Below are 19,936 nucleotides of genomic sequence, written 5' to 3' on the forward strand. Positions count from 1 at the left end.
AGTTCGGTTTTGCGCCTCGCAGGTCCAGAAACGGACCTTGAGGGCACTTTTCACCACTTAATTGCACTTTTTTGCACTGTAGCAGGAAAAGCACACCGAACAAGGGGGTTGTCCCACAAACTTTTCAATGAAATCAACGACTTAGATGCGTTTTTTCAGACACCAGAACGCCAAAAGTCGTTGAAAAAGAAGCACTTAGAGAGGCCTATGAAAGTGACCTCTCAAGGGTTGACCGAGTGGTCACAGGATGTAGCGCGACAGGTCCTCGTCCTGGCTCAGGGTCTGCAGGCGGGTATCGACGTAGGCGGCGTCGATGGTGATGGTCTGGCCGGCCAGGCGGGTGGCGTCAAAGCTCACCTCGTCCAGCAGGCGCTCCATCACCGTGGACAGGCGGCGCGCGCCGATGTTCTCGGTGCGTTCGTTCACCTCAAAGGCGATGTGCGCCAGGCGGGTGATGCCCTCGGGCGCGAACTCCAGCGTGACGCCCTCGGTAGCCAGCAACGCCTGGTACTGCTTGACCAGCGACGCATGGGTCTGGGTGAGGATGGCTTCGAAGTCCTTGACCGACAGCGATTCCAGCTCCACCCGGATCGGGAACCGCCCCTGCAGCTCCGGGATCAGGTCGCTCGGTTTGGACAGGTGGAACGCCCCCGAGGCGATGAACAGGATGTGGTCCGTCTTGATCATGCCGTACTTGGTGGACACCGTGGTGCCCTCCACCAGCGGCAGCAGGTCGCGCTGCACGCCCTGGCGCGATACGTCGGCGCCACTGCTTTCCTGCCGCGCGGCCACCTTGTCGATCTCATCGATGAAGACGATACCGTTTTGCTCGGCGCTGGCCACGGCGCGGGTCTTGATGTCCTCTTCGTTGACCAGCTTGGCCGCCTCTTCATCGGCGATGAGCTTCAGGGCCTCGGCGATCTTGAGTTTGCGGGTCTTGCGCTTGTCCTGCCCCAGCTGGCTGAACATGCCACGCAGCTGCTCGGTCATCTCTTCCATGCCCTGGGGACCCATGATTTCGAGCTGAGGGCGGCCTTCGGCCACGTCGATCTCGATCTCCTTGTCATCCAGTGCACCTTCGCGCAGCTTCTTGCGAAAGACCTGGCGGGCCGTGTTGTCAGCGGCGGGTTCGCTGCCTGCCGCTGCGCGGGCCGGGGGGATCAGCACGTCCAGGATGCGTTCCTCGGCGGCATCTTCGGCGCGGGTGCGCACCTTCTTCATCTCGGCCTCGCGCGTCTGCTTCACAGCCATCTCGGCCAGGTCGCGGATGATGGAATCCACGTCCTTGCCCACATAGCCCACCTCGGTGAACTTGGTGGCCTCGACCTTGATGAAGGGCGCATCGGCGAGTCTTGCAAGGCGGCGTGCAATCTCGGTCTTGCCCACGCCGGTGGGGCCGATCATGAGGATGTTCTTGGGCGTGATCTCCTGGCGCAGGCTGCCTTCCACCTGCTGGCGGCGCCAGCGGTTGCGCAGAGCGATGGCCACGGCACGCTTGGCGCTGGCCTGGCCCACGATGTGGTGGTCCAGCTCGGAGACGATTTCCTGGGGGGTCATGGACGACATACAGGTCTTCCTGGTATCAAATGGGACTGTAGCGCTAGTGAATCATGCACCAGCAGCTATAAAAAACAGAGCATTTAGCCCTCGATGCGCTGACCGTGAGGCCAGCGCGGGGCCTGCTCCACCGTCGCACGCTCAGAGCGTCTCGATGGTGTGGTTCATGTTGGTGTAGATGCAGAGTTCGCCCGCAATTTCGAGCGACTTTTTCACGATCTCTTGGGCAGACAACTCGGTATTCACCAGCAGCGCCTTGGCCGCCGAGTGCGCATAAGCGCCACCCGAGCCAATCGCCACGATGCCTTGCTCGGGCTCCAGCACGTCGCCATTGCCGGTGATGATGAGCGACGCACTGGCGTCGGCCACGGCCAGCATGGCTTCGAGGCGGCGCAAGACCCGGTCGGTACGCCAGTCCTTGGTGAGTTCGATGGCAGCGCGCGTCAGGTGGCCCTGGTGCTTTTCCAGCTTCGCCTCGAAGCGCTCGAACAGCGTGAACGCATCGGCCGTGGCGCCCGCAAAGCCCGCCAGCACCTTGCCGTGGTAGAGCTTGCGCACCTTGCGCGCCGTGCCCTTGACCACGATGTTGCCCAGCGTGACCTGCCCATCGCCGCCGATGGCGACCTGGATGCCGGAAGGCGTCTGGCGACGCACACTGAGGATGGTGGTGCCGTGGAACACCGGATGGTTGTCTTGAGATGAATCCATAGCTGCGGCAGATGGGGATCACCAGGCATTTTGCAAGCCGACCTCGGGACGGATGCCGCACACGCAGCCTGGCCAACCACGCGACACGCCATTCCCCAACGCCCGCAAGACTGGAATCTGGACCGGAACAGCCCCCCCCCCAGGAGAGGTGCTGCTAGTTCTTCCGGGGGACCACCCAGGCGTGCTCGTTGATTCCGATCACGTTGAAGAAGATCGCCACCAGCCGCTGCAGGTTGTGGAACTGGATCACATGGCCGTGGCCCTGTTGCTCGGCCGCCCAGTTGAGCACGGAGCCTGCGGCCGCAAAGTCCACCCGGATCAGCTTGTCGCAGGCAATGGTCAGCGGCACGCCGGGCTTGAAGTGCGCCTCGAATGGCTGCAGCAGGGGCGTGGCATCGCCATCGATATGGCCGCTGAGCTGTGCGACGGGTCCGGTCTCCAAGGGAGCGGGGACCGACGACTCACCGAGATCGGACGCCATGAAGTCGCTGTCGGCGGCCAGAGGCGCAGAGCCTGAAGACACCCCCTCGTTGTCCGAGTATCCGCAACGTGGCGACACCCAGGAGGGCGGAGAGACTTCGTAGGTCACGCAGTAGTCGAGCGCCACCAGTTCAAACTCGTCGGGCTTGCCCATGAGGCGCATGGCAGCCATGCGCAAACGCCACCACTCGGGGCTGTTCGAGCGGTCGCCCGACTGGGTCTTGGCATCGAGCAGGGCATGGAGCTTTTCAACCCCCGAAAACACGATCTGGACATCGCGGTCGGCCCACAGGCTGAACTGGTCAGCCAACAGGGGCACTGCCGCCTCATCAATCGAAGCAAGGCGTGACCAGGACAGCGTCCAGGGGGACGCCGCACGGGCCAGCGAGGCCTGCAGTGCCGCCACCGAAGAAACCGCCACGGTGGGCGGAGCGTTCCAGCTGAAATCGCGGCGCATGGCGGCGGCAGGCTCGGCAGCGGGCGCCACTTCAACGGCCAGGCCCAGTTGCGCCGGGATGGAAAACCACAGCGGCGCCGAGCGGCCATATTGCGCGGCAAAGTCGATGGCCAGGGTGTCAAAACGGTCGTGCTGCCCGGTGGCCCGGTAAAGGTCGAACAGCGTCATCCAGATTTCCAGCTGCTGCGCTGGATCGTCCTGCTGGTGCTGGGCCAGCACCTCCAGCAGGCCAGACTCGGCCCCTGCATGGTCACCATTGGCAAACCGGATGGCGGCTTCTTCAAGATCGGGTTCGTGCACGAATTCCTCCGGTTCGAATGCGGGCGCGGGCGCAGCCGTGGGAGCCGCAGGGCTGAAGGATGCTTCGACGTGTGGGGTGCTGCCGGGCAGCATGGTGGCGTCCGTGCCACCAAAGCGGCCAATGGCCATGCTGTCATCAGCGAACAGAGGCTGAACGGCGGGTTTGGTATCCAGTGGGGCAGACAGGCTCCCGGGCACCGTGGGCGCATAGGCACGGGCTTGCTCTTCCGCAGACGCCTCCGTGCTGGAATCCGGCATCACCCCTGGCTGGGTGGGTGCGTCAGCGCCCTGCTTGCTCTTCCACCACTGCTGGGACATCTGCGCTTCGATCTCGTCGATCTTCTTGAGCGTGACGGCCCGTTCGTCGGGCGATGCCATGCTGCTCTGGAAAAACGAGGGGCGCCCTGCGGCATCTTCCACCCGCTGCCCGTGCAAGACCTCGCGCTGGCGCAGCTTGCGCAGCTGATCGAACTCGCGGCGCCGCACAAAATCGTTGCGGCGCTTGCGCTCGATCATCTCCTTGAGCATCTGCTTGCTGTATTGGCTCTCCCGGTCGTCCTGGAGGGAGTCCAGCTCCGTCCAGTTGACGGTCGGATTCTTCACGAACCGCACCACCTTCGATAGCAGGCCGCCAGGGGTGGATTCTTCCTTGCTCATGGCTCAGGGTGCAGAGTGCGCGCGTTGATCAACAGGCGGCTGCCTGCTCAATCCCCAAACATCTTCTGCTTGAGTTCGCGGCGTTGCTGCGCTTCGAGCGACAGCGTGGCGGTGGGACGTGCGATCAGGCGGCCCACACCAATGGGCTCACCGGTTTCGTCGCAGTAGCCGTAGTCACCCGCATCAATGCGGGCAATGGATTGTTCGATCTTCTTGAGCAACTTGCGCTCCCGGTCGCGGGTGCGCAACTCCAGTGCGTGCTCTTCTTCGATGGTGGCGCGGTCGGCCGGGTCGGGCACCACCACGGTGTCCTCACGCAGGTGTTCGGTGGTTTCGCCGGCACTGTTGTGGATGTCCTGCTTGAGCTGAACGAGCTTGAGGCGGAAGAACGCCATCTGCTTTTCGTTCATGTACTCGCTGTCGGGCATGGCCATGACTTCAGCGTCGGTCAGCTCGGCGACGGACTTGGTTTTCCAGTTGTTCGCCAGCTTGGGGTCTTTTTTGGCAGCCGTGTAAGTGGGCTGCGCTTGCGCGGTCGTGGGCATGGTGTGTTGATAACTGGCTTTGGCAGCTGTCGAAGCCACCGTCTGTGCCATGGATGGTACGGTCAATTGGGCCAATCGGGAAGAAGGCCGGGTTGTGCGCACGGGTACCTGCGAGCCCGCTTGCAGTGCGGGCGCCGGAGCGGGTGCCGCCACGGCCGGGGGCGCGACCACCTTGGGTGCCGCAGCAGCCTTGGCAGTGGCCTTCGCAGCAACTTTGGGTGCCGCTGGGGCGGCGGCGCTTTTCGCCGCGGCAGGGGTTGCCTTGGTGGCCCCCTTGGATTTGCTGGTGTCGGCTTTCACTTCCTGGTCTCCTCGCAGTACGGGCGGGCCCCAGCTGCATTCGCAGCCAAGGGCGTGTGGCAAGCCTTCCGGGGTCTAGAACCTGTTCACAGGTTCTTGCCGGGGCGCGATTGTATCGACCTGGGCTGACGCAAACGGAAACGTTGCAGATACAACACAAATCGGGCTCCATCGCCCCCTCGGAACCGGCGAACAGGTCAGACCAGGCTTTGCTCCAGCCCCTGCAGGAAGATGTCCTTGGGCAGGTCAATGCCAATAAAGACCATCTTGCTGGTACGCGCCTCGCCCTCGGCCCACTGGGGGCCCAGGTCGCTGCCCATGAGCTGGTGCACGCCCTGGAATATGACCTTGCGTTCAGTGCCCTTCATATTCAGCACCCCTTTGTAGCGCAGCATGCGCGGGCCGTAAATATTGACGATGGCGCCAAGGAAGTCTTCGAGCTTGGCCGGATCGAACGGGCGGTCCGATCGGTACACAAAACTCTTCACATCGTCGTCGTGGTGATGGTGATGGCCATGGCCGTGCTCATGTTGGTGGGAGGGGTGGCTGCAGTGCTCGCCATGTTCGTGGTCATGGTCGTGGTGGTCATGTCCATCCCCTTCTTCCTTGAGGAAGTCCGGGTCGATGTCCAACTTGGCATTGAGGTTGAAGCCGCGCAGGTCCAGCACCTCCTTGAGCGGCACTTCGCCAAAATGCACGGCCTTGATGGGCGCGCGCGGGTTCATGTGCTTCAGGCGATGGATCAGCGCGTCGGTCTCGTCCTTGGACACCAGGTCGGTCTTGGACAGGAAGATCTGGTCCGCAAACCCCACCTGGCGGCGCGCCTCCTGCCGGTCGTTGAGCTGCTGTGGCGCATGCTTGGCGTCCACCAGCGTGATGATCGAGTCGATGAGGTAGGTTTCGGCGATCTCTTCGTCCATGAAGAAGGTCTGTGCCACGGGGCCCGGGTCGGCCACGCCGGTGGTCTCGATCACGATGCGGTCAAAGTCGAGCAAGCCCTTGCGCTTTTTGGCCGCCAGCAGTTGCAGCGTCTCGCGCAGGTCTTCGCGGATGGTGCAGCAGATGCAGCCATTGCTCATCTGCACGATCTGCTCCTTGGACTCGGTCACGAGGATGTCGTTGTCGATGTTTTCTTCGCCGAATTCGTTCTCGATCACGGCAATCTTCTGGCCATGGGCTTCGCTCAAGAGGCGCTTGAGCAACGTCGTTTTGCCCGAGCCCAGGAAGCCGGTGAGGATGGTGACGGGGATCAGTGCCATAAATCTGTCTTTCAAGGGAATCAAATACTTGCGCTGCATGGCGCAGTGCCCCACCCAGGGGCATCTTTTTCAGTGTACCGAGGCTGTCAAGCCCCTGCTGGCACTTGGCCACACCTGAGCGCGGTCCGACCACCGTCCAGCCCGGCGGGGAACACAGGTAGCCAGGACCTGGAACCCTCTACGATAGGCCGCTGGTGGCAATCCATTGCCATCTTCACCATGACGCCACCCCTAACCGCCCGCCACACTCCGCTTGCCATCGAAGGTTTCGACACGGCGCACTGGCGGGCGCTGGCCGACAAGCGCTTGGACCACCCCTGGCAGGCGCTGCCGGACCACGTCCACCGCTCCAGCGCCGGGCGCCCCTGGCAGGGCCTCGCGGTGTGGCACCAGGTGGGCCCCGTGGGCGACCTGTACGTACCCGCCCACAGCAACTGCGTCATCCTGGTGCGCCGGGGCAACCCCACGCAGCTGCTGCAACGCCATGGAGACCTGGTGGGGGAAAGGCTCTGGCAGCGCGGCGAGTCCGTGATCCTGCCCGGCGACACCCCGAGCTTCTGGCGCAGCTCGGCCGTGCGCGACAACATCCACATCGACCTGGCCCCCGCTTGGCTGCATCGTGCCGCAGGCGGCGATGTGGCGCTGGGCCAGTGTTTCGGCCGCAAGGACCCGGTGCTCGCGGCCTTTGCCGACCTGCTTCTGGCGTCGCTGGACAACAACGCCTCACTGCAACCCGCGTTTGGCGAACACATCGCGATGGGCATTGCCATCCACCTCGTAGAAAACTACGCACTGCCCGGCGAGCGCCCGCGCACCGGCGCCACGCTCACCTCGCGGCAGATGCGCCAGTTGACCGAGGCCGTGATGGCCGGCCTGCACGAGCCCTGGCCGGTAGCCCGCCTGGCGGGCATCGCGGGGCTCAGCCCATTTCACTTTGCGCGCGCCTTCAAAATGTCGTTTGGCGCCACACCCCACGCCTGGGTGCACTTTCAGCGCATGGAGCTGGCCGCACGGCTGGTGCGCGATTCGCGCAAGCCCCTGCTGGAGATCGCCTTGCTCACCGGCCACCCCTCGGCGGCCCACTTCAGCCACGCCTTTCGCCGCCACTGGGGCGTAACGCCTTCGGACTATCGCCGCTCGTAGCGTGCCCAGTCGCCCCGGGGGGTCTCACCCCACCGCGCGCGATGCCCAGGTTTTCCCCTAGGTCCGCAGCTTTGCGATACCCACCGCAGTAATTGGAAAGCAGCCCCTGCGCCCTTGCGGCACAGTCGCACCGCACCACCGCAGTGGCACACCAAAACCAGGAGACAAACCATGACTACCCGCCGACAGTTCGCTGTCCAATTCGCCAGCCTGGCCGCGCTGGGCACGGGCATCGCCCCAGCCGCACACGCGCAGCAACCACCCGACCTGGCCCGCCTGCTGGTGGGCTTTCCGCCCGGGGGCAGCACCGACAACGTGGCACGGCGCCTGGCCGAGAAGCTGCGCGGGACCTATGCCGCCAACGTGCTCGTGGACAACAAGCCCGGCGCGGGCACCCAGATTGCTGTGAGCGCCCTCAAGGACGCCGCGCCCGACGGCACCACGCTGCTGCTGTCGCCGCCCTCCCCGTTCACCGTCTACCCCTACACCTACCGCAAGCTGCCCTATGCGCTGGAGGACGTGGCGCCCGTGTCCATGGCCTGCACCTTCCCGTTTGCGCTGGCAGTGGGGCCGGCTGTGCCCGACAGCGTGCGCACGCTGCAGGACTTTGTCGCCTGGGCCAAGGCCAACCCCGGCAAGGCCAGCTTCGGCTCGCCGGCGTCGGGCTCCACGCCGCATCTGGTGGGCAGCGTGCTGGGCAAGATGGCGGGCATCGACTTCACCCACATTGCCTACCGCGGCGATGCACCCGGGCTGCAGGACCTGATGGGGGGACAGGTGCCGGCCTATTCGACAGTGCTGGGCAGCTACCTGCCGCATCTCAAATCCGGCCGACTGCGCCTGCTGGCCGTCTCGGGCACCGAGCGCAGCGCCTTCGCGCCCGACCTGCCCACTTACCGCGAACAGGGCTTTGCGCTGGACATGACCGAATGGTTTGGTGTCTTCGTGCCCGCGCGCACGCCAACCGCCACGGTGCAGCGCGTTGCCGACGCCATGCGCGCTGCCGTGGCCCAGCCGGACTTCGTGCGCGGCCTGGCGGAATTCGGCATGACGGCACGCTCGTCCACACCGCAAGAGCTAGCCACGCGGCTGCGCGCCGAGGCCGAGCAGTGGCGGGTGCATGTGAAGAACATCGGCTTCACGGCGGACACCTGAGAAGAGAAGGCGAAAGAACCGTTTCATGACCACCCTGACAGCCTTGCCCCCAACAGCCTCGCCCCCTGTTGAAACCCCGGACACCCCGCTCTGGCAACCCAGCGCTGCACGCCGCGAGCGCGCCCTCATCACCGCCTTGGAGGCCTGGCTGGCGCGCGAGCGAGGCCTGCACTTTGGCGGCTACGAAGCCCTGTGGCAGTGGTCGGTGGACAAACCCGAAGCGTTCTGGAGCGCACTGCTGGCCTTCTTCGACGTGCCCATGGCGCAAGCCCCACGCCGCATGCGCTCGGACGACCCGATGCCCGCCACCCAATGGTTCGAAGGCGCGCGGCTGAACCTGGTGGACACCCTTTTGCGCCACACGCCCGGAGGCACGCAGCCCCATACACCGGCCATCGTGTTCGAGGACGAGTCCGGTGGCGCCGGAGAAATCTCGTGGCCCGAACTGCGCCGCCAGGTGGGCGCGCTGTCGCACACGCTGCGCACATTGGGCGTGCAGCCGGGCGACCGGGTGGTGGGCTACCTGCCCAACATCCCGCAAGCGGTGGTGGCCTTCCTCGCGGCCGCCAGCATCGGTGCGGTGTGGGCACTGTGTGCGCCCGACATGGGCCCCGTGAGCGTGAGCGATCGCTACCGCCAGATCGAGCCCAAGGTGCTGGTCGCGGTGGATGGCTACCGTTACGCGGGCAAACCGTTTGACCGCCGCGCTGCGCTGGGCGACATCCTGGACCAATTGCCCACGGTGAGCCACGTGGTCTGGGTACCCTGCCTCGACCCGGCGCCTGCGCCCCCCGTGCAGGCGCAGGCGCGCACCGTGGTGCACTGGGCCGATGCCGTGGCGGGCAACGCACCGCTTGAGCCGCTCGCACTCGCACCCGACCACCCGCTGTGGACGCTGTATTCATCCGGCACCACGGGCCTGCCCAAGGCCATCGTGCACGGCCACGGTGGCGTGCTGGCCAACAGCCTGGTGGCCATGGTGCTGCACAACGACCTGCACCCCGGCGACCGGGTGCTGTGGGCGGTCAACACCTCGTGGATGGTCTGGAACGCGCACGTCATGGGCTTGCTGGGTGGGGCCACCATCGTGCTATACGACGGCTCCGTCACCGGTGCGGCCGGCGGGGGCGCCGACCCCGACTGGGCCTATCTGTGGCGCCTGGTAGGCCGCCTTCGCGTGACCACCTTCGGCGTGGGAGCCGCCATCCACCACGCCTGCCTGAAGGCCGGTGTGGTGCCCCGGCAGGTGGCCGACCTGTCGGCCCTGCACACCGTGTGCTCCACCGGATCACCGTTGTCGCCCGAGGCCTACCGCTGGCTCTACTACGATGTCAAGGACGACTTCTGGCTCAACGTAGTCTCCGGCGGCACCGATATCGCAGGGGGTTTCCTGGTGGGCCTGCCCACGCTGCCCGTGCACCTGGGCGAGATGCAATGCCGTGCGCTGGGCGCCAGCGTGCAGGCCTGGAACGACGCGGGCCAGCCGGTCATCGACGAGGTGGGCGAGCTGGTCTGTACCCGGCCCATTCCGTCGATGCCGCTGTACTTCTGGGGCGACGCCGACGGCACACGCTACAAGGAGAGCTACTTCGACACCTTCTACGACGCCGAGCAGCGCCCCGTGTGGCGCCAGGGCGACTGGCTGCGATTGGTGGCCCGGCCCGAGGCTGTGGGTGGCATCATCTACGGCCGCTCGGATGCCACCATCAACCGCCAGGGCGTGCGCATGGGCACGGCCGAGCTGTACCGCGTGGTCGAGGGGCTGGACGACGTGCTCGACAGCCTGGTGGTGGATCTGGAATACCTGGGCCGCCCGTCCTACCTGGCGCTATTCGTGCAGTTGCGCGCAGGCACCACACTCGACGAACCGCTGCGCCAGCGCATCCGCCAGGCGCTGCGCACCGCGCTGTCGGTGCGCCACGTGCCCGACGAAATCCTGCAGGTGCCGGTCATCCCCAAGACCGTGACGGGCAAGAAGCTGGAGCTGCCCATCAAAAAGCTGCTTCTGGGTCACCCGGCCGAGCGGGTGCTCAACCGCGACGCGCTGGCGCAGCCCGAGAGCATCGACTGGTTTGTGCAGTTCGCCTCAGACTACCTGGCACGCACTGCACCCGATTAACTATCAATTTGATAGCTACTAGCACATAAAAGATAAGCGCTAGAGGCCAAAAACATCAAGATTTCCGCATCACCACCAGGCCCTTGAGGTACTCGCCCTCCGGAAACTCCAGCGTCATCGGGTGGTCGGGCGCGCCGCCCAGGCGCTCCAGGATGTAGCCGTCCACCCCAGCATCCGCTCCGGCCGAGGCCACGATCTTGTGGAACAGGTCGGCGCTGATGCCGCCCGAGCACGAGAAGGTGAACAGCACCCCACCGGGCGACAGCAACTGCAGCGCCAGCCGGTTGATGTCCTTGTAGGCGCGCGCGGCCCGCTCGGCGTGGGCCGCCGTGGGGGCGAACTTGGGCGGGTCCAGGATGATGGCGTCAAAACGTTGGCCTTCCTTGAGGAACTGGCGCAGCGAGGCATTCACGTCGGCATCGAGGAAGGTGGCCCGGTTCGGATCGAACCCGTTGAGCGCCACATGGGCGCGGGCGCGTTCCAGGGCCGGGCCCGAGGAATCGATGGAGGTCACGTGCCCGTCGGCCACGGTGCCCGCTGCACGCATGCCCGCCAGTGCCGCCACGCTGAAGCCGCCGGTGTAGCAAAAGCAGTTGAGCACATGCTTGAAACCCAGGCGCTGGGTGTAGTCGGCAAACCGCTGGCGGCTGTCGCGCTGGTCCAGATAGAAGCCGGTCTTGTGGCCCTCAGCGATGTTGAGCGTCAGACGCCACTGGTGTTCACGGATCGTGAGTTCGAGCGGCGGCCCCTCGCCATCACCTGCCGCACCCGTGGGCCCGCCGCGCAGCCAGCCGGTGGCGGGCTCCAGGCCCTCCAGCGAACGCACGCTGGCATCCGAGCGCTCGTAGAGCTTGGTCAGCCCCGTTTCGCGCAGCAGCGCATCGGCAATCACGCCCTTCCAGCGCTCGGTGCCTGCGCTGGTGAACTGCGCCACCAGCGTATCGCCATAGCGGTCGACGATGAGCCCGGGCAGGCCGTCGGACTCGCCATGCACCAGACGTACGCCATCGCTTTGCACGTCAAAACGTGCCCTGGCGATGATGGAACGTGCGCAAGCAGCTATAAAAAACGGAGCATCAATGCGCTGTGCCTCATCAAAGCTCCACACCCGGGCACGGATGCGCGAGCTGGGGCTGTACGCAGCCCAGGCCAGAAACTGGCCTTCGTGCGATTCCACGCGCACGGTCTCGCCGCTGTCGCCGCCGCCCTTGGCGATGGCCGATTCAAAGATCCAGGGATGGCGGCGCAACAGCGAGCGCTCTTTGCCCGCGCGGAGTCGAAGGGTTTTCATGACCCGGATTGTGCGTGCTGGCGGGCACGGGTGAGCCACCCGCCGATGGAAAACTGCGCGCAAAAGCTACCCACGCCCCTGGTCACACCCCCATCAGGCAGGCCCAGCCAGCCCTTCCCAGCCCGGCAGGAACGCAGCCGATCTGCCGCATTGAAATCGCATATTTGACAAATATGATTTGCAATCGATAAAATTGCGTAAATTATCATTTTTATCACAAACACTCCGATGACCACCTCTGCCACACGCCCCAGCATCACCCGCCTGGCCCCCGCGCCCGGCACGGCCCAGGCCGTGATGACCGACCTTCGCGAATTTCTGGCCTTCAAGATAGGCAACGAGGAATACGGGGTGGACATCCTGCGCGTGCAGGAGATCCGGTCGTACGAGAAGCCCACCACCATCGCCAACGCGACCGGTGAGCTTTTGGGCGTGATGAACCTGCGCGGCGTGATCGTGCCCATCCTCGACCTGCGCCTGAAGCTGGGCCAGACCGCTGTGCAGTACGACCACCTGAAGGTGGTGATCGTGCTGCACATCGGCCAGCGGACGGTGGGTGTGGTGGTGGACGGCGTGTCCGACGTGCTCACGCTGGAGCGCGAACAGCTGCGCCCCGTGCCCGCCCTGCGCGGCAACGTCAAGCCCGAACACCTGCTGGCCATCGGCTCGGTCGGCCCGCGCATGCTGATCCTGCTCGATATCGAGAAATTTCTTGCCAAATCGGTAGCGAGTGATACACCTGCCACCAGCCACTGAGCGGCTGCATCACCCACAAGGAACTGCTAATCATGAACTTCAATGACCTGAAGATTTCTACCCGCCTGTCTCTGCTGCTGGCCGTACTTTGCGTGCTGACCGTTGTGATCGGCAGCGCAGGCCTCACCGGCACGCAGCGCGCCAACGCGGGGCTCAATACCGTGTACCAAGACCGCGTGGTGCCACTCAAACAGATCAAGCTGGTGTCAGACGCGTACGCCGTGAACGTAGTGGATACCGCACACAAGGTGCGCGACGGCGCGCTCACCCCGCAGCAAGGGTTGGATTCGATCGCCAGAGCCAAGAAGGACATCAGTGACAACTGGAACGCCTATCTGGCGACCGAGCTGGTGGCCGACGAAGTGCGCCTGGCAGCCCAATTCAAAGAGCTGCAGCCCAAAGCCGATGGCGCCGTCCAAGCGCTGGAAAACATGATCGGTAACAAGGACCTGCCGGGCCTGACCGACTATGCAGCACGAGAGATGTACCCCGCACTCGATCCGCTGCAAGACGTGCTGGGCGCTCTGGTGCAGGTGCAACTGGACACTGCGCGCAAGGAGTATGACCAAGCGGTCGAGTCCTATGCCAATACGCGATGGTTCGTGGCGCTGGCTATTGCCAGTGGTGTGCTATTCGCCCTGGGCTTTGGCTACCTCGTGACCCGCAGCATCGTGGGCCAGTTGGGCACCGAGCCGGGCACTGCTGCCGCACTGGCGCGCAGCGTGGCGCACGGCGACCTGACCGTGGCCATTGACCTCAGGCCCGGCGACACCTCCAGCCTGATGGCGCAACTCAAGCGCATGCAGGACAGCCTTGCCACCATGGTAGCCATGGTGCACCAGAGCTCCATCAACGTAGCCAGCGCTTCGGAACAAATCGCACAGGGCAACAACGACCTGTCTTCGCGCACCGAAGAGCAAGCCAGTGCGCTCGAAGAGACAGCCGCCTCCATGGAGCAGCTCAACGCCACTGTGCGCCAGAACGCCGAGAACTCCCGCCAGGCCAACCAGCTGGCCCAGACCGCCACCTCGATTGCAGTGCAGGGTGGCGAGGTGGTGGCTGACGTGGTGCGCACCATGAAGGACATCAACGACAGCAGCAACAAGATCTCCGAGATCATTGGGGTCATCGACTCCATCGCGTTCCAGACCAATATCCTGGCGCTGAACGCGGCGGTGGAGGCCGCCCGCGCCGGCGACCAGGGCCGGGGCTTTGCCGTGGTGGCCACCGAGGTGCGCGTGCTGGCGAGCCGCTCGGCCGAGGCCTCCCGCGAGATCAAGGGCCTGATCGGAACCAGCGTGGAGCGCGTGGAAGCCGGGTCTGCCCTGGTGGACCGCGCCGGTCAAACCATGAGTGAGGTCGTTGCCTCCATCCGCCGTGTCACCGACATCATGGGCGATATCACTGCCGCCAGCACCGAACAGAGCCAGGGGGTGGACCAGATCAACGAAGCGGTAACGCAGATGGACCAGGCCACGCAGCAAAATGCCGCTCTGGTGGAAGAAATGGCCGCAGCCGCTGCCAGCCTGAACCAGCAGGCGGGCGAACTGGTCGACACGGTTGCCACCTTCAAGCTGCCTGCGGTCCAAGCCCTCGTCCACGTCCAGGAGCCACTTGCAGTCGCGCAGCACAGGCCCGTACGCCGCCCCTCGCTCGGTCACGCCCATCCGGCGATGGCAGCCGTCTGAGCAGCGCTGCCAGGCGTGCCGGCCGCGCCCCTGATGAACTGGAGGGACTACAGCGCCTTGCCAAAGCGCTCCAGGCGCGGCGCCCAGTGGCCCAGCACATCGGCCGACAGCAGCACGCGGTGCGCCTGCCCGATGAGCAGATGGCGTGGCACCAGGCCGATGTAGCGCGAGTCGGCACTGTTGTCCCGGTTGTCACCCAGCACCAGATATTCGCCCTCGGGCACCTGCACCGGATCGAAGCTGCTGCGCGCTGTCACGCCCTGCAGCCACTGCACGCGGCGCTCATGCCCCAGCAGACGCTCTGTCCAGCGCGTGGCCGTGAGCGTGTGGCCTGGCAGCACCGGCTCCTGCACAGAATCGGGCATCTCGTATTCGGCCGCCTGGCCGTTGATGTAGAGCACCTCGTTGCGCATCTCCACCGTGTCTCCGGGCAAGGCCGCAATGCGCTTGATCAGGCGGGTGCCATCCAGTGGGGACGAGAAGGTGACCACATCGCCGCGCTGCGGATCATCAATGTGCGCCAGGATCATGTCCGTGAGCGGCAGCTTGAGGTCGTAGGCCAGGCGATTGACCAGCACCACGTCCCCCTCCAGCAGCGTGGGCCGCATCGAGCCCGAAGGGATGGGATTCCAGTCGGCCACGGCGGTGCGAAAAACGCCAAAGCACAACAGCAGCACGATGAACCACCGGTTCGATTGGATCCAGTTCAGCAGCATGAGGACAACTCCAGGGCGCTCCACAGCGGGCGCCACGTTGCTCGGAGGCGCCTGGTTGTCACTTGGTTCCGCCATGCCAGCAGGCGCGCCGCCCTTTGGAGGGACGCCGCACGGCAACTCAGGGGGACTTCTTTCGCGCGCGCGGGTGGGCAGCGTCATACACCTTGGCCAGGTGCTGAAAGTCGAGCCGCGTGTACACCTGCGTGGTCGTGATGTTGGCGTGGCCCAGCAGCTCCTGCACCGCACGCAGGTCGCCACTGCTTTGCAGCAGGTGGCTGGCAAACGAGTGGCGCAGCATGTGCGGGTGCACCGGCGTGGTCAGCCCCGCCTGCTGACTGCGCTGGCGCAGGCGCAGCCAGATGGACTGGGCCGTGAGCCGTTTGCCACGCTGGCCCACGAACAGGGCAGTGTCCAGCCGTGCAGAGCCCTCGCCCCCAAACGGTGTGGCCCGTAGCTGCAGCCAGGCCTGCAGCGCGGCCGTGGCAGCCGCGCCCACCGGCACGCTGCGCCGCTTGCTGCCCTTGCCGAACACATGGGCCTCGCCCGCTTGCAGGTCCACCCAGCCACGGCCCTGGCGCTGGGTGTCGGCGTTGGGGATGGCATCGAGCCCCGCCAGTTCGCCCACGCGCAGGCCGCAGCCGTACAGCAGCTCCACCATGGCTGCATCGCGCGCCTCGAGCCAGGGGTCGGCGCCGGTGTTGTCGAATTCGGCCAGCCGCACGGCGTCGTCCACCCCCAGCGCCTTGGGCAAAGGCTTGGGTGCCTTGGGGGCACGCACGTCCTGCACCGGGTTGTGCGGGATCAGCCCCTGCCGCCCCGCCCAGATGAAAAAGCCGCGCCAGCCCGACAGGATGAGCGCGATGCCCCGCCCGCTGCGGCCGCCGCTGTGCATCTGCGCGACAAAGCGGCGAATGTGAGCGGTCTGTAACTGCAGCAACGGCACATTCGCGCTGGCCGCAAACTGCGCCAGTTTTTCGAGGTCGAGGGTGTAGAGCGTGAGCGTGCGCGCGGCCAGCCGCTTTTCGACGCGCACATGTTCCAGATACCGCAGGACGTGGGGGTCGAGCGTGGTGGGTGCCGCAGGCGTTTCAGGCATGGAGGCCGTGGCTGAGACGCCGTTGGGTTGGCAATGGCGGCGGGGCTTGCGACTGCCTACTGAAGCCGCAGAAGGGCTGCGCTGGCCAGCTCTGCCATGCGCGACAAAAAGTCGGTGCCCATCGTGGCATCAAACCGCTGTGGATCGTGCGACCCCAGCACCAGCAGGCCAAACGCTGGCGTGGCGCTGTCGATGGCGCCCGCGCGCAGCGGCAGCAGGGCCAGGGACTGGGCGGGCTCGCCGCCCTCTTGCGCCAGCCAGCCAGCGGGCTCGAAGCCCAGGTTGGGGCCGCAGAAGGGCATGGTCAGCGACGAAGCAAACGCCCGCGCGTCTTCGCTGGCGCCCTGGGTGAAGTCGGCGTCGATGTACGGAGCGGCCACTGCCCACACCCGCACGGCCGCCTGGGGCACATCGAACAGGGTGCGCACGCCATCGACCACGGCCTGGGGCAGGTCAAACGGGTCGCGCACCTGCAGCAAGCTGCCGGTCCATTGGTGCACTTTGTGGGCAATGGCAGCGTTTTCGGTGCTGTTGCGCACCATTTCCATGATGCGGTGCTCCAGGCCCTTGATCTTCTCGCGCAGCATCTCGGCCTGGCGCTCCTGCAGGCTCACGGCGCGCGCACCGTGCGGGCTGGTGATCTGCACGCTGGCCAGCACCTCGGCATGGCGCTCGAAGAAACCCGGCGTGTTGGTGAGGAACTGGGCGATGTCGTCTTCGGTGATCGGTGGGATGTGGGTAGTCATACGAGCGTGTCGGGAATGTCGATCTGGCCTTCGAACACCGTGGTGGCCGGGCCGGTCATGAAAACGGAATCAGCCTCCTGGCCGCTCCAGGCGATGGTGAGGCGGCCGCCGCGCGTGTCCACCTGCACCTCGGGGTCGAGGAGCCCCAGCCGGATGCCACTGGCCACGGCCGCGCAGGCGCCGGTGCCGCAGGCCAGCGTCTCGCCCGCGCCGCGCTCGAACACCCGCAGGCGCACATGGGAGCGGTCCACGATCTGCAGGTAGCCCGCGTTCACCCGCTGGGGGAAGCGCGCATGGCGCTCGATCAGCGGCCCGGTCTGCGCAACGGGAGCCGTGTCCACGTTGTCCACCAGTTGCACCGCATGCGGGTTGCCCATGGAGGCAACCGCTACCAAAACAGAAGCACCCGAGGCATATTCCTCTAGCGCTACCGGCCATTTTTGCCCCGACCCCTGCTGCACGGGCGTAAGACCGGTGGTGTCGAACGGCACCTTGGCGGGGTCGAACTCGGGCCGGCCCATGTCCACGGTGACGCGGCCGTCACCCGTGAGGCGGGGGGCAATCACACCGCTTTTGGTCTGTACGCGGATGGTGTCCTTGCCCGACAGCCCCCGGTCGTGCACAAAGCGAGCAAAACAGCGCGCACCGTTGCCGCACTGCTCCACCTCGCCGCCGTCGGCGTTGTGGATCACGTATTCAAAGTCGATGCCTTCCCCCGGCGAGGGCCGCACGGTGAGGATCTGATCGGCGCCGACGCCGAAATGGCGGTCGGCCAGGAAGCGGTATTGGGCGGCACTGAGCCCCAGGCGGCCCTGGGTTTCGTCGAGCACCACAAAATCGTTGCCCGCGCCCTGCATTTTGGTGAAGCGAATCTTCATGGGACGGGATTATGGCCCCGCCCCTGCGCCAAACCGCGCGCGGGCGTACGCTTGGCAGCTTCTCTCGATTCCACCGGCTTTTCAGGAACCTCGCATGACCGATCTTTCCGCTTTTGCCATCACCCGCAAATGGCCCGCCCGGCACCCGGACCGCATCCAGCTGTATTCCCTGCCCACGCCCAACGGCGTGAAGGTGTCCATAGCGCTGGAAGAACTGGGCCTGCCGTACGAGCCCCACCTGGTGAGCTTTGAGACCAACGACCAGACCACGCCCGAATTTCTTTCGCTCAACCCCAACAACAAGATCCCGGCCATCCTGGACCCGAACGGCCCGGACGGCCAGCCGCTGGCGCTGTTCGAATCCGGTGCCATCCTGGTGTACCTGGCCAGCAAGACCGGCCAGCTGCTGCCACAGGACACCGCCGGGCGCTACGAAACCCTGCAGTGGGTGATGTGGCAGATGGGCGGTGTGGGCCCCATGTTTGGCCAGCTCGGCTTCTTCCACAAGTTTGCAGGCAAGGACTACGAAGACAAGCGCCCGCGCGACCGGTATGTCGCTGAATCGAAGCGCCTGCTCAAGGTGCTGGACGAGCGCTTGGCGGGCCGCCAGTGGGTGATGGGCGACCAGTACACCATCGCCGACATCGCCATCCTGCCGTGGGTGCGCAACCTGGTGGGCTTTTACGGCGCGGGTGACCTGGTCGAGTTTGACCAGTTCAAGGAGGTGCAGCGCGTGCTCGCCGCCTTCGTGGCGCGTCCGGCGGTGGCCCGGGGGCTGGCGATTCCGGCGCGCGGCTGACGGTTGGCGCCAGGGCGCCGGGTTTCTCATCCGCCCTTGATCTTGATCATGCCGCGCAGCCCGGCACCCGGGCGCCACGCACCTACCATGGGCCTCCTCAAAAAAACAGGGAGCACCCCATGGGATTGACCGTTGATGTTCTTCAGGATCTGGACCTGCACGACCTCCAGGCCGCCGCCCGCGCGGCGCTGCAGGAAACCAACGCCATCGCGCTGATCGAGTTGCTGGAAATGCTGTGGAGCTGCGATGTGGAGGGCGCCAACGCCGTCATCGACGCCGTGCTGCAGCGCCTGCAGCAACTGCGCGCGCTGCGCTGACGGCGGGCCTGCAAGGCAGGCCTGCTCAGCCCAGACGCTCCTGTAAGAAATCCAGAAAACACGCGATGCGCGCCGCCAGTTGCGTGTTGCGGTAGTACACCGCACTGATGGGCTGGCGCACCTCCACCGTGTCCTTGGCCAGCACCTGCACCAGGCCGCCGCGCGCACGGTCAGCGGCCGTCATGAAGTCCGACAGGCACACGATGCCCACCCCTTGCAGCGCCAGATGGCGCAGTGTCTCGCCGCTTGATGCGGTGAGGCTGGGCACGATGGGCCAGGCGTCTCCATGGGCGCCGCGCAGCGGCCACTGGTTGAGCGACTCGGGCTGGTTGAAGCCCAGCAGCGTGTGCCGGGCCAGGTCGGCCACACTTTTGGGCTTGCCCGTGCGCGCCAGGTAGTCGGGGCTGGCCAGCACCCGCAGGCGGCTGGTGCACAGCGGGCGCGCATGCAGGGTGGAATCCGGTAGCTGCCCGATGCGAATGGCCACGTCCGTGCGCCGCTCCAGCAGGTCGATGTATGTCTCGTCCGTGTCCAGCTGCAGCGTGATCTGCGGATAGGCCTTGCGAAACGCCGGTACCAGGGGCACCACGGCGTGCAGCATGAAGGGCGTGGCCGCATTCACCCGCAGGCGGCCAGCGGGCTGCTGGCGCCGCGCGGCCATGTGCTCCTCGGCGTCGTCGATGGAGGCCAGGATGGCGCGCGTGCGATGCAAAAAGGCCCGGCCCTCCTCCGTCAGCTCGGTGCGGCGCGTGGTGCGGCGCAGCAGCGTGGTGTCCAGCTTTTTCTCCAGCCGCGCCAGCGCCCGGCTGATGCCCGAGACGGTTTGGCCCAGGGTGTCGGCTGCGGCAGTGATCGAACCGCCGTCCACCACCGCCACAAAGGCCTGCAGTTCTTCCAGCGTGGTTTTCATGGGGAATCCTGGCGCTTTATTGTTGATTTCAAATCAATTATCAATGGCGCTTAACGATC

At 65.6% G+C, this 19,936-nt stretch carries 18 protein-coding genes; 7 read left to right on the forward strand and 11 right to left on the reverse strand.

The genetic code is table 11. The features are described from left to right. Positions 1-240 precede the first annotated feature (240 nt). The 5 genes from hslU to ACTJKQ_RS00305 form a co-directional block, all read right to left on the reverse strand. Positions 241-1,566 (reverse strand): ATP-dependent protease ATPase subunit HslU, encoded by a 1,326-nt coding sequence (hslU, locus tag ACTJKQ_RS00285; RefSeq protein WP_056059234.1) that lies wholly within the window; start codon positions 1,564-1,566, stop codon positions 241-243. A gap of 132 nt (positions 1,567-1,698) precedes the next feature. Further along, entirely contained in the window at positions 1,699-2,265 is a 567-nt protein-coding gene (gene hslV / locus ACTJKQ_RS00290) for an ATP-dependent protease subunit HslV (protein ID WP_056059237.1), read from the reverse strand. A 154-nt stretch (positions 2,266-2,419) separates the two neighbouring features. Continuing rightward, positions 2,420-4,159: an STAS domain-containing protein gene (locus ACTJKQ_RS00295; RefSeq protein WP_056059240.1), complete on the reverse strand. Its 1,740-nt coding sequence runs from the start codon at positions 4,157-4,159 to the stop codon at positions 2,420-2,422. A gap of 47 nt (positions 4,160-4,206) precedes the next feature. Continuing rightward, positions 4,207-5,004 carry an RNA polymerase-binding protein DksA gene (gene dksA / locus ACTJKQ_RS00300; protein WP_082522359.1) on the reverse strand — a complete coding sequence of 266 codons (798 nt, stop codon included), beginning with the start codon at positions 5,002-5,004 and terminating at the stop codon, positions 4,207-4,209. A 197-nt stretch (positions 5,005-5,201) separates the two neighbouring features. After that, positions 5,202-6,263 carry a CobW family GTP-binding protein gene (locus tag ACTJKQ_RS00305; protein ID WP_099731227.1) on the reverse strand — a complete coding sequence of 354 codons (1,062 nt, stop codon included), beginning with the start codon at positions 6,261-6,263 and terminating at the stop codon, positions 5,202-5,204. Between the two features lie 219 nt (positions 6,264-6,482). Here ACTJKQ_RS00305 and ACTJKQ_RS00310 point away from each other — a divergent pair, with 219 nt between their 5' ends. From ACTJKQ_RS00310 to ACTJKQ_RS00320, 3 genes are all read left to right on the forward strand, one after another. After that, positions 6,483-7,406: a helix-turn-helix domain-containing protein gene (locus tag ACTJKQ_RS00310; protein ID WP_218298806.1), complete on the forward strand. Its 924-nt coding sequence runs from the start codon at positions 6,483-6,485 to the stop codon at positions 7,404-7,406. 171 nt (positions 7,407-7,577) lie between these two features. Further along, a complete protein-coding gene (locus ACTJKQ_RS00315; protein WP_218298807.1) occupies positions 7,578-8,561 on the forward strand; it encodes a Bug family tripartite tricarboxylate transporter substrate binding protein in 984 nt (327 codons plus the stop codon). A 25-nt stretch (positions 8,562-8,586) separates the two neighbouring features. Beyond that, positions 8,587-10,680 (forward strand): acetoacetate--CoA ligase, encoded by a 2,094-nt coding sequence (locus ACTJKQ_RS00320; protein ID WP_440595658.1) that lies wholly within the window; start codon positions 8,587-8,589, stop codon positions 10,678-10,680. A 55-nt stretch (positions 10,681-10,735) separates the two neighbouring features. On the opposite strand, the gene ACTJKQ_RS00325 is transcribed toward ACTJKQ_RS00320, so the two are convergent. After that, positions 10,736-11,971: a class I SAM-dependent rRNA methyltransferase gene (locus ACTJKQ_RS00325; protein WP_056059256.1), complete on the reverse strand. Its 1,236-nt coding sequence runs from the start codon at positions 11,969-11,971 to the stop codon at positions 10,736-10,738. Positions 11,972-12,199: 228 nt separating this feature from the next. Between ACTJKQ_RS00325 and ACTJKQ_RS00330 the strand changes: the two genes are divergently transcribed. Continuing rightward, positions 12,200-12,727, forward strand: coding sequence for a chemotaxis protein CheW (locus ACTJKQ_RS00330; RefSeq protein ID WP_099731229.1), 528 nt, complete (start codon positions 12,200-12,202; stop codon positions 12,725-12,727). Between the two features lie 32 nt (positions 12,728-12,759). Beyond that, positions 12,760-14,415: a methyl-accepting chemotaxis protein gene (locus ACTJKQ_RS00335; RefSeq protein ID WP_440595659.1), complete on the forward strand. Its 1,656-nt coding sequence runs from the start codon at positions 12,760-12,762 to the stop codon at positions 14,413-14,415. A gap of 47 nt (positions 14,416-14,462) precedes the next feature. Here ACTJKQ_RS00335 and lepB read toward each other — a convergent pair whose 3' ends face one another. The 4 genes from lepB to dapF all read right to left on the reverse strand — a co-directional run bounded on the left by lepB (position 14,463) and on the right by dapF (position 17,851). After that, the gene (gene lepB, locus ACTJKQ_RS00340; RefSeq protein WP_440595660.1) at positions 14,463-15,131 is read right to left on the reverse strand and encodes a signal peptidase I; all 669 of its coding nucleotides are present in this window, start codon (positions 15,129-15,131) and stop codon (positions 14,463-14,465) included. A gap of 118 nt (positions 15,132-15,249) precedes the next feature. Continuing rightward, positions 15,250-16,227: a tyrosine recombinase XerC gene (locus tag ACTJKQ_RS00345; protein WP_440595661.1), complete on the reverse strand. Its 978-nt coding sequence runs from the start codon at positions 16,225-16,227 to the stop codon at positions 15,250-15,252. Between the two features lie 56 nt (positions 16,228-16,283). Then, positions 16,284-16,973 (reverse strand): DUF484 family protein, encoded by a 690-nt coding sequence (locus ACTJKQ_RS00350; protein WP_015012535.1) that lies wholly within the window; start codon positions 16,971-16,973, stop codon positions 16,284-16,286. After that, a complete protein-coding gene (gene dapF / locus ACTJKQ_RS00355; RefSeq protein ID WP_209816187.1) occupies positions 16,970-17,851 on the reverse strand; it encodes a diaminopimelate epimerase in 882 nt (293 codons plus the stop codon). Before dapF ends, ACTJKQ_RS00350 begins: the two co-directional genes overlap by 4 nt. Positions 17,852-17,945: 94 nt before the next feature. Between dapF and ACTJKQ_RS00360 the strand changes: the two genes are divergently transcribed. Together ACTJKQ_RS00360 and ACTJKQ_RS00365 are read left to right on the forward strand one after the other, a co-directional pair. After that, positions 17,946-18,650: a glutathione S-transferase N-terminal domain-containing protein gene (locus tag ACTJKQ_RS00360; protein ID WP_110961400.1), complete on the forward strand. Its 705-nt coding sequence runs from the start codon at positions 17,946-17,948 to the stop codon at positions 18,648-18,650. A 119-nt stretch (positions 18,651-18,769) separates the two neighbouring features. Continuing rightward, a complete protein-coding gene (locus tag ACTJKQ_RS00365) occupies positions 18,770-18,967 on the forward strand; it encodes a hypothetical protein (RefSeq protein ID WP_291437212.1) in 198 nt (65 codons plus the stop codon). 25 nt (positions 18,968-18,992) lie between these two features. Here the strand turns inward: ACTJKQ_RS00365 and ACTJKQ_RS00370 are convergent, their stop codons facing one another. Further along, positions 18,993-19,877, reverse strand: a complete 885-nt coding sequence (locus ACTJKQ_RS00370) for a LysR substrate-binding domain-containing protein (protein ID WP_440595662.1) — start codon at positions 19,875-19,877, stop codon at positions 18,993-18,995. Positions 19,878-19,936 lie beyond the last annotated feature (59 nt).

The organism is Acidovorax sp. 22279 (assembly GCF_052045435.1).
GTDB lineage: Bacteria > Pseudomonadota > Gammaproteobacteria > Burkholderiales > Burkholderiaceae_C > Acidovorax > Acidovorax delafieldii.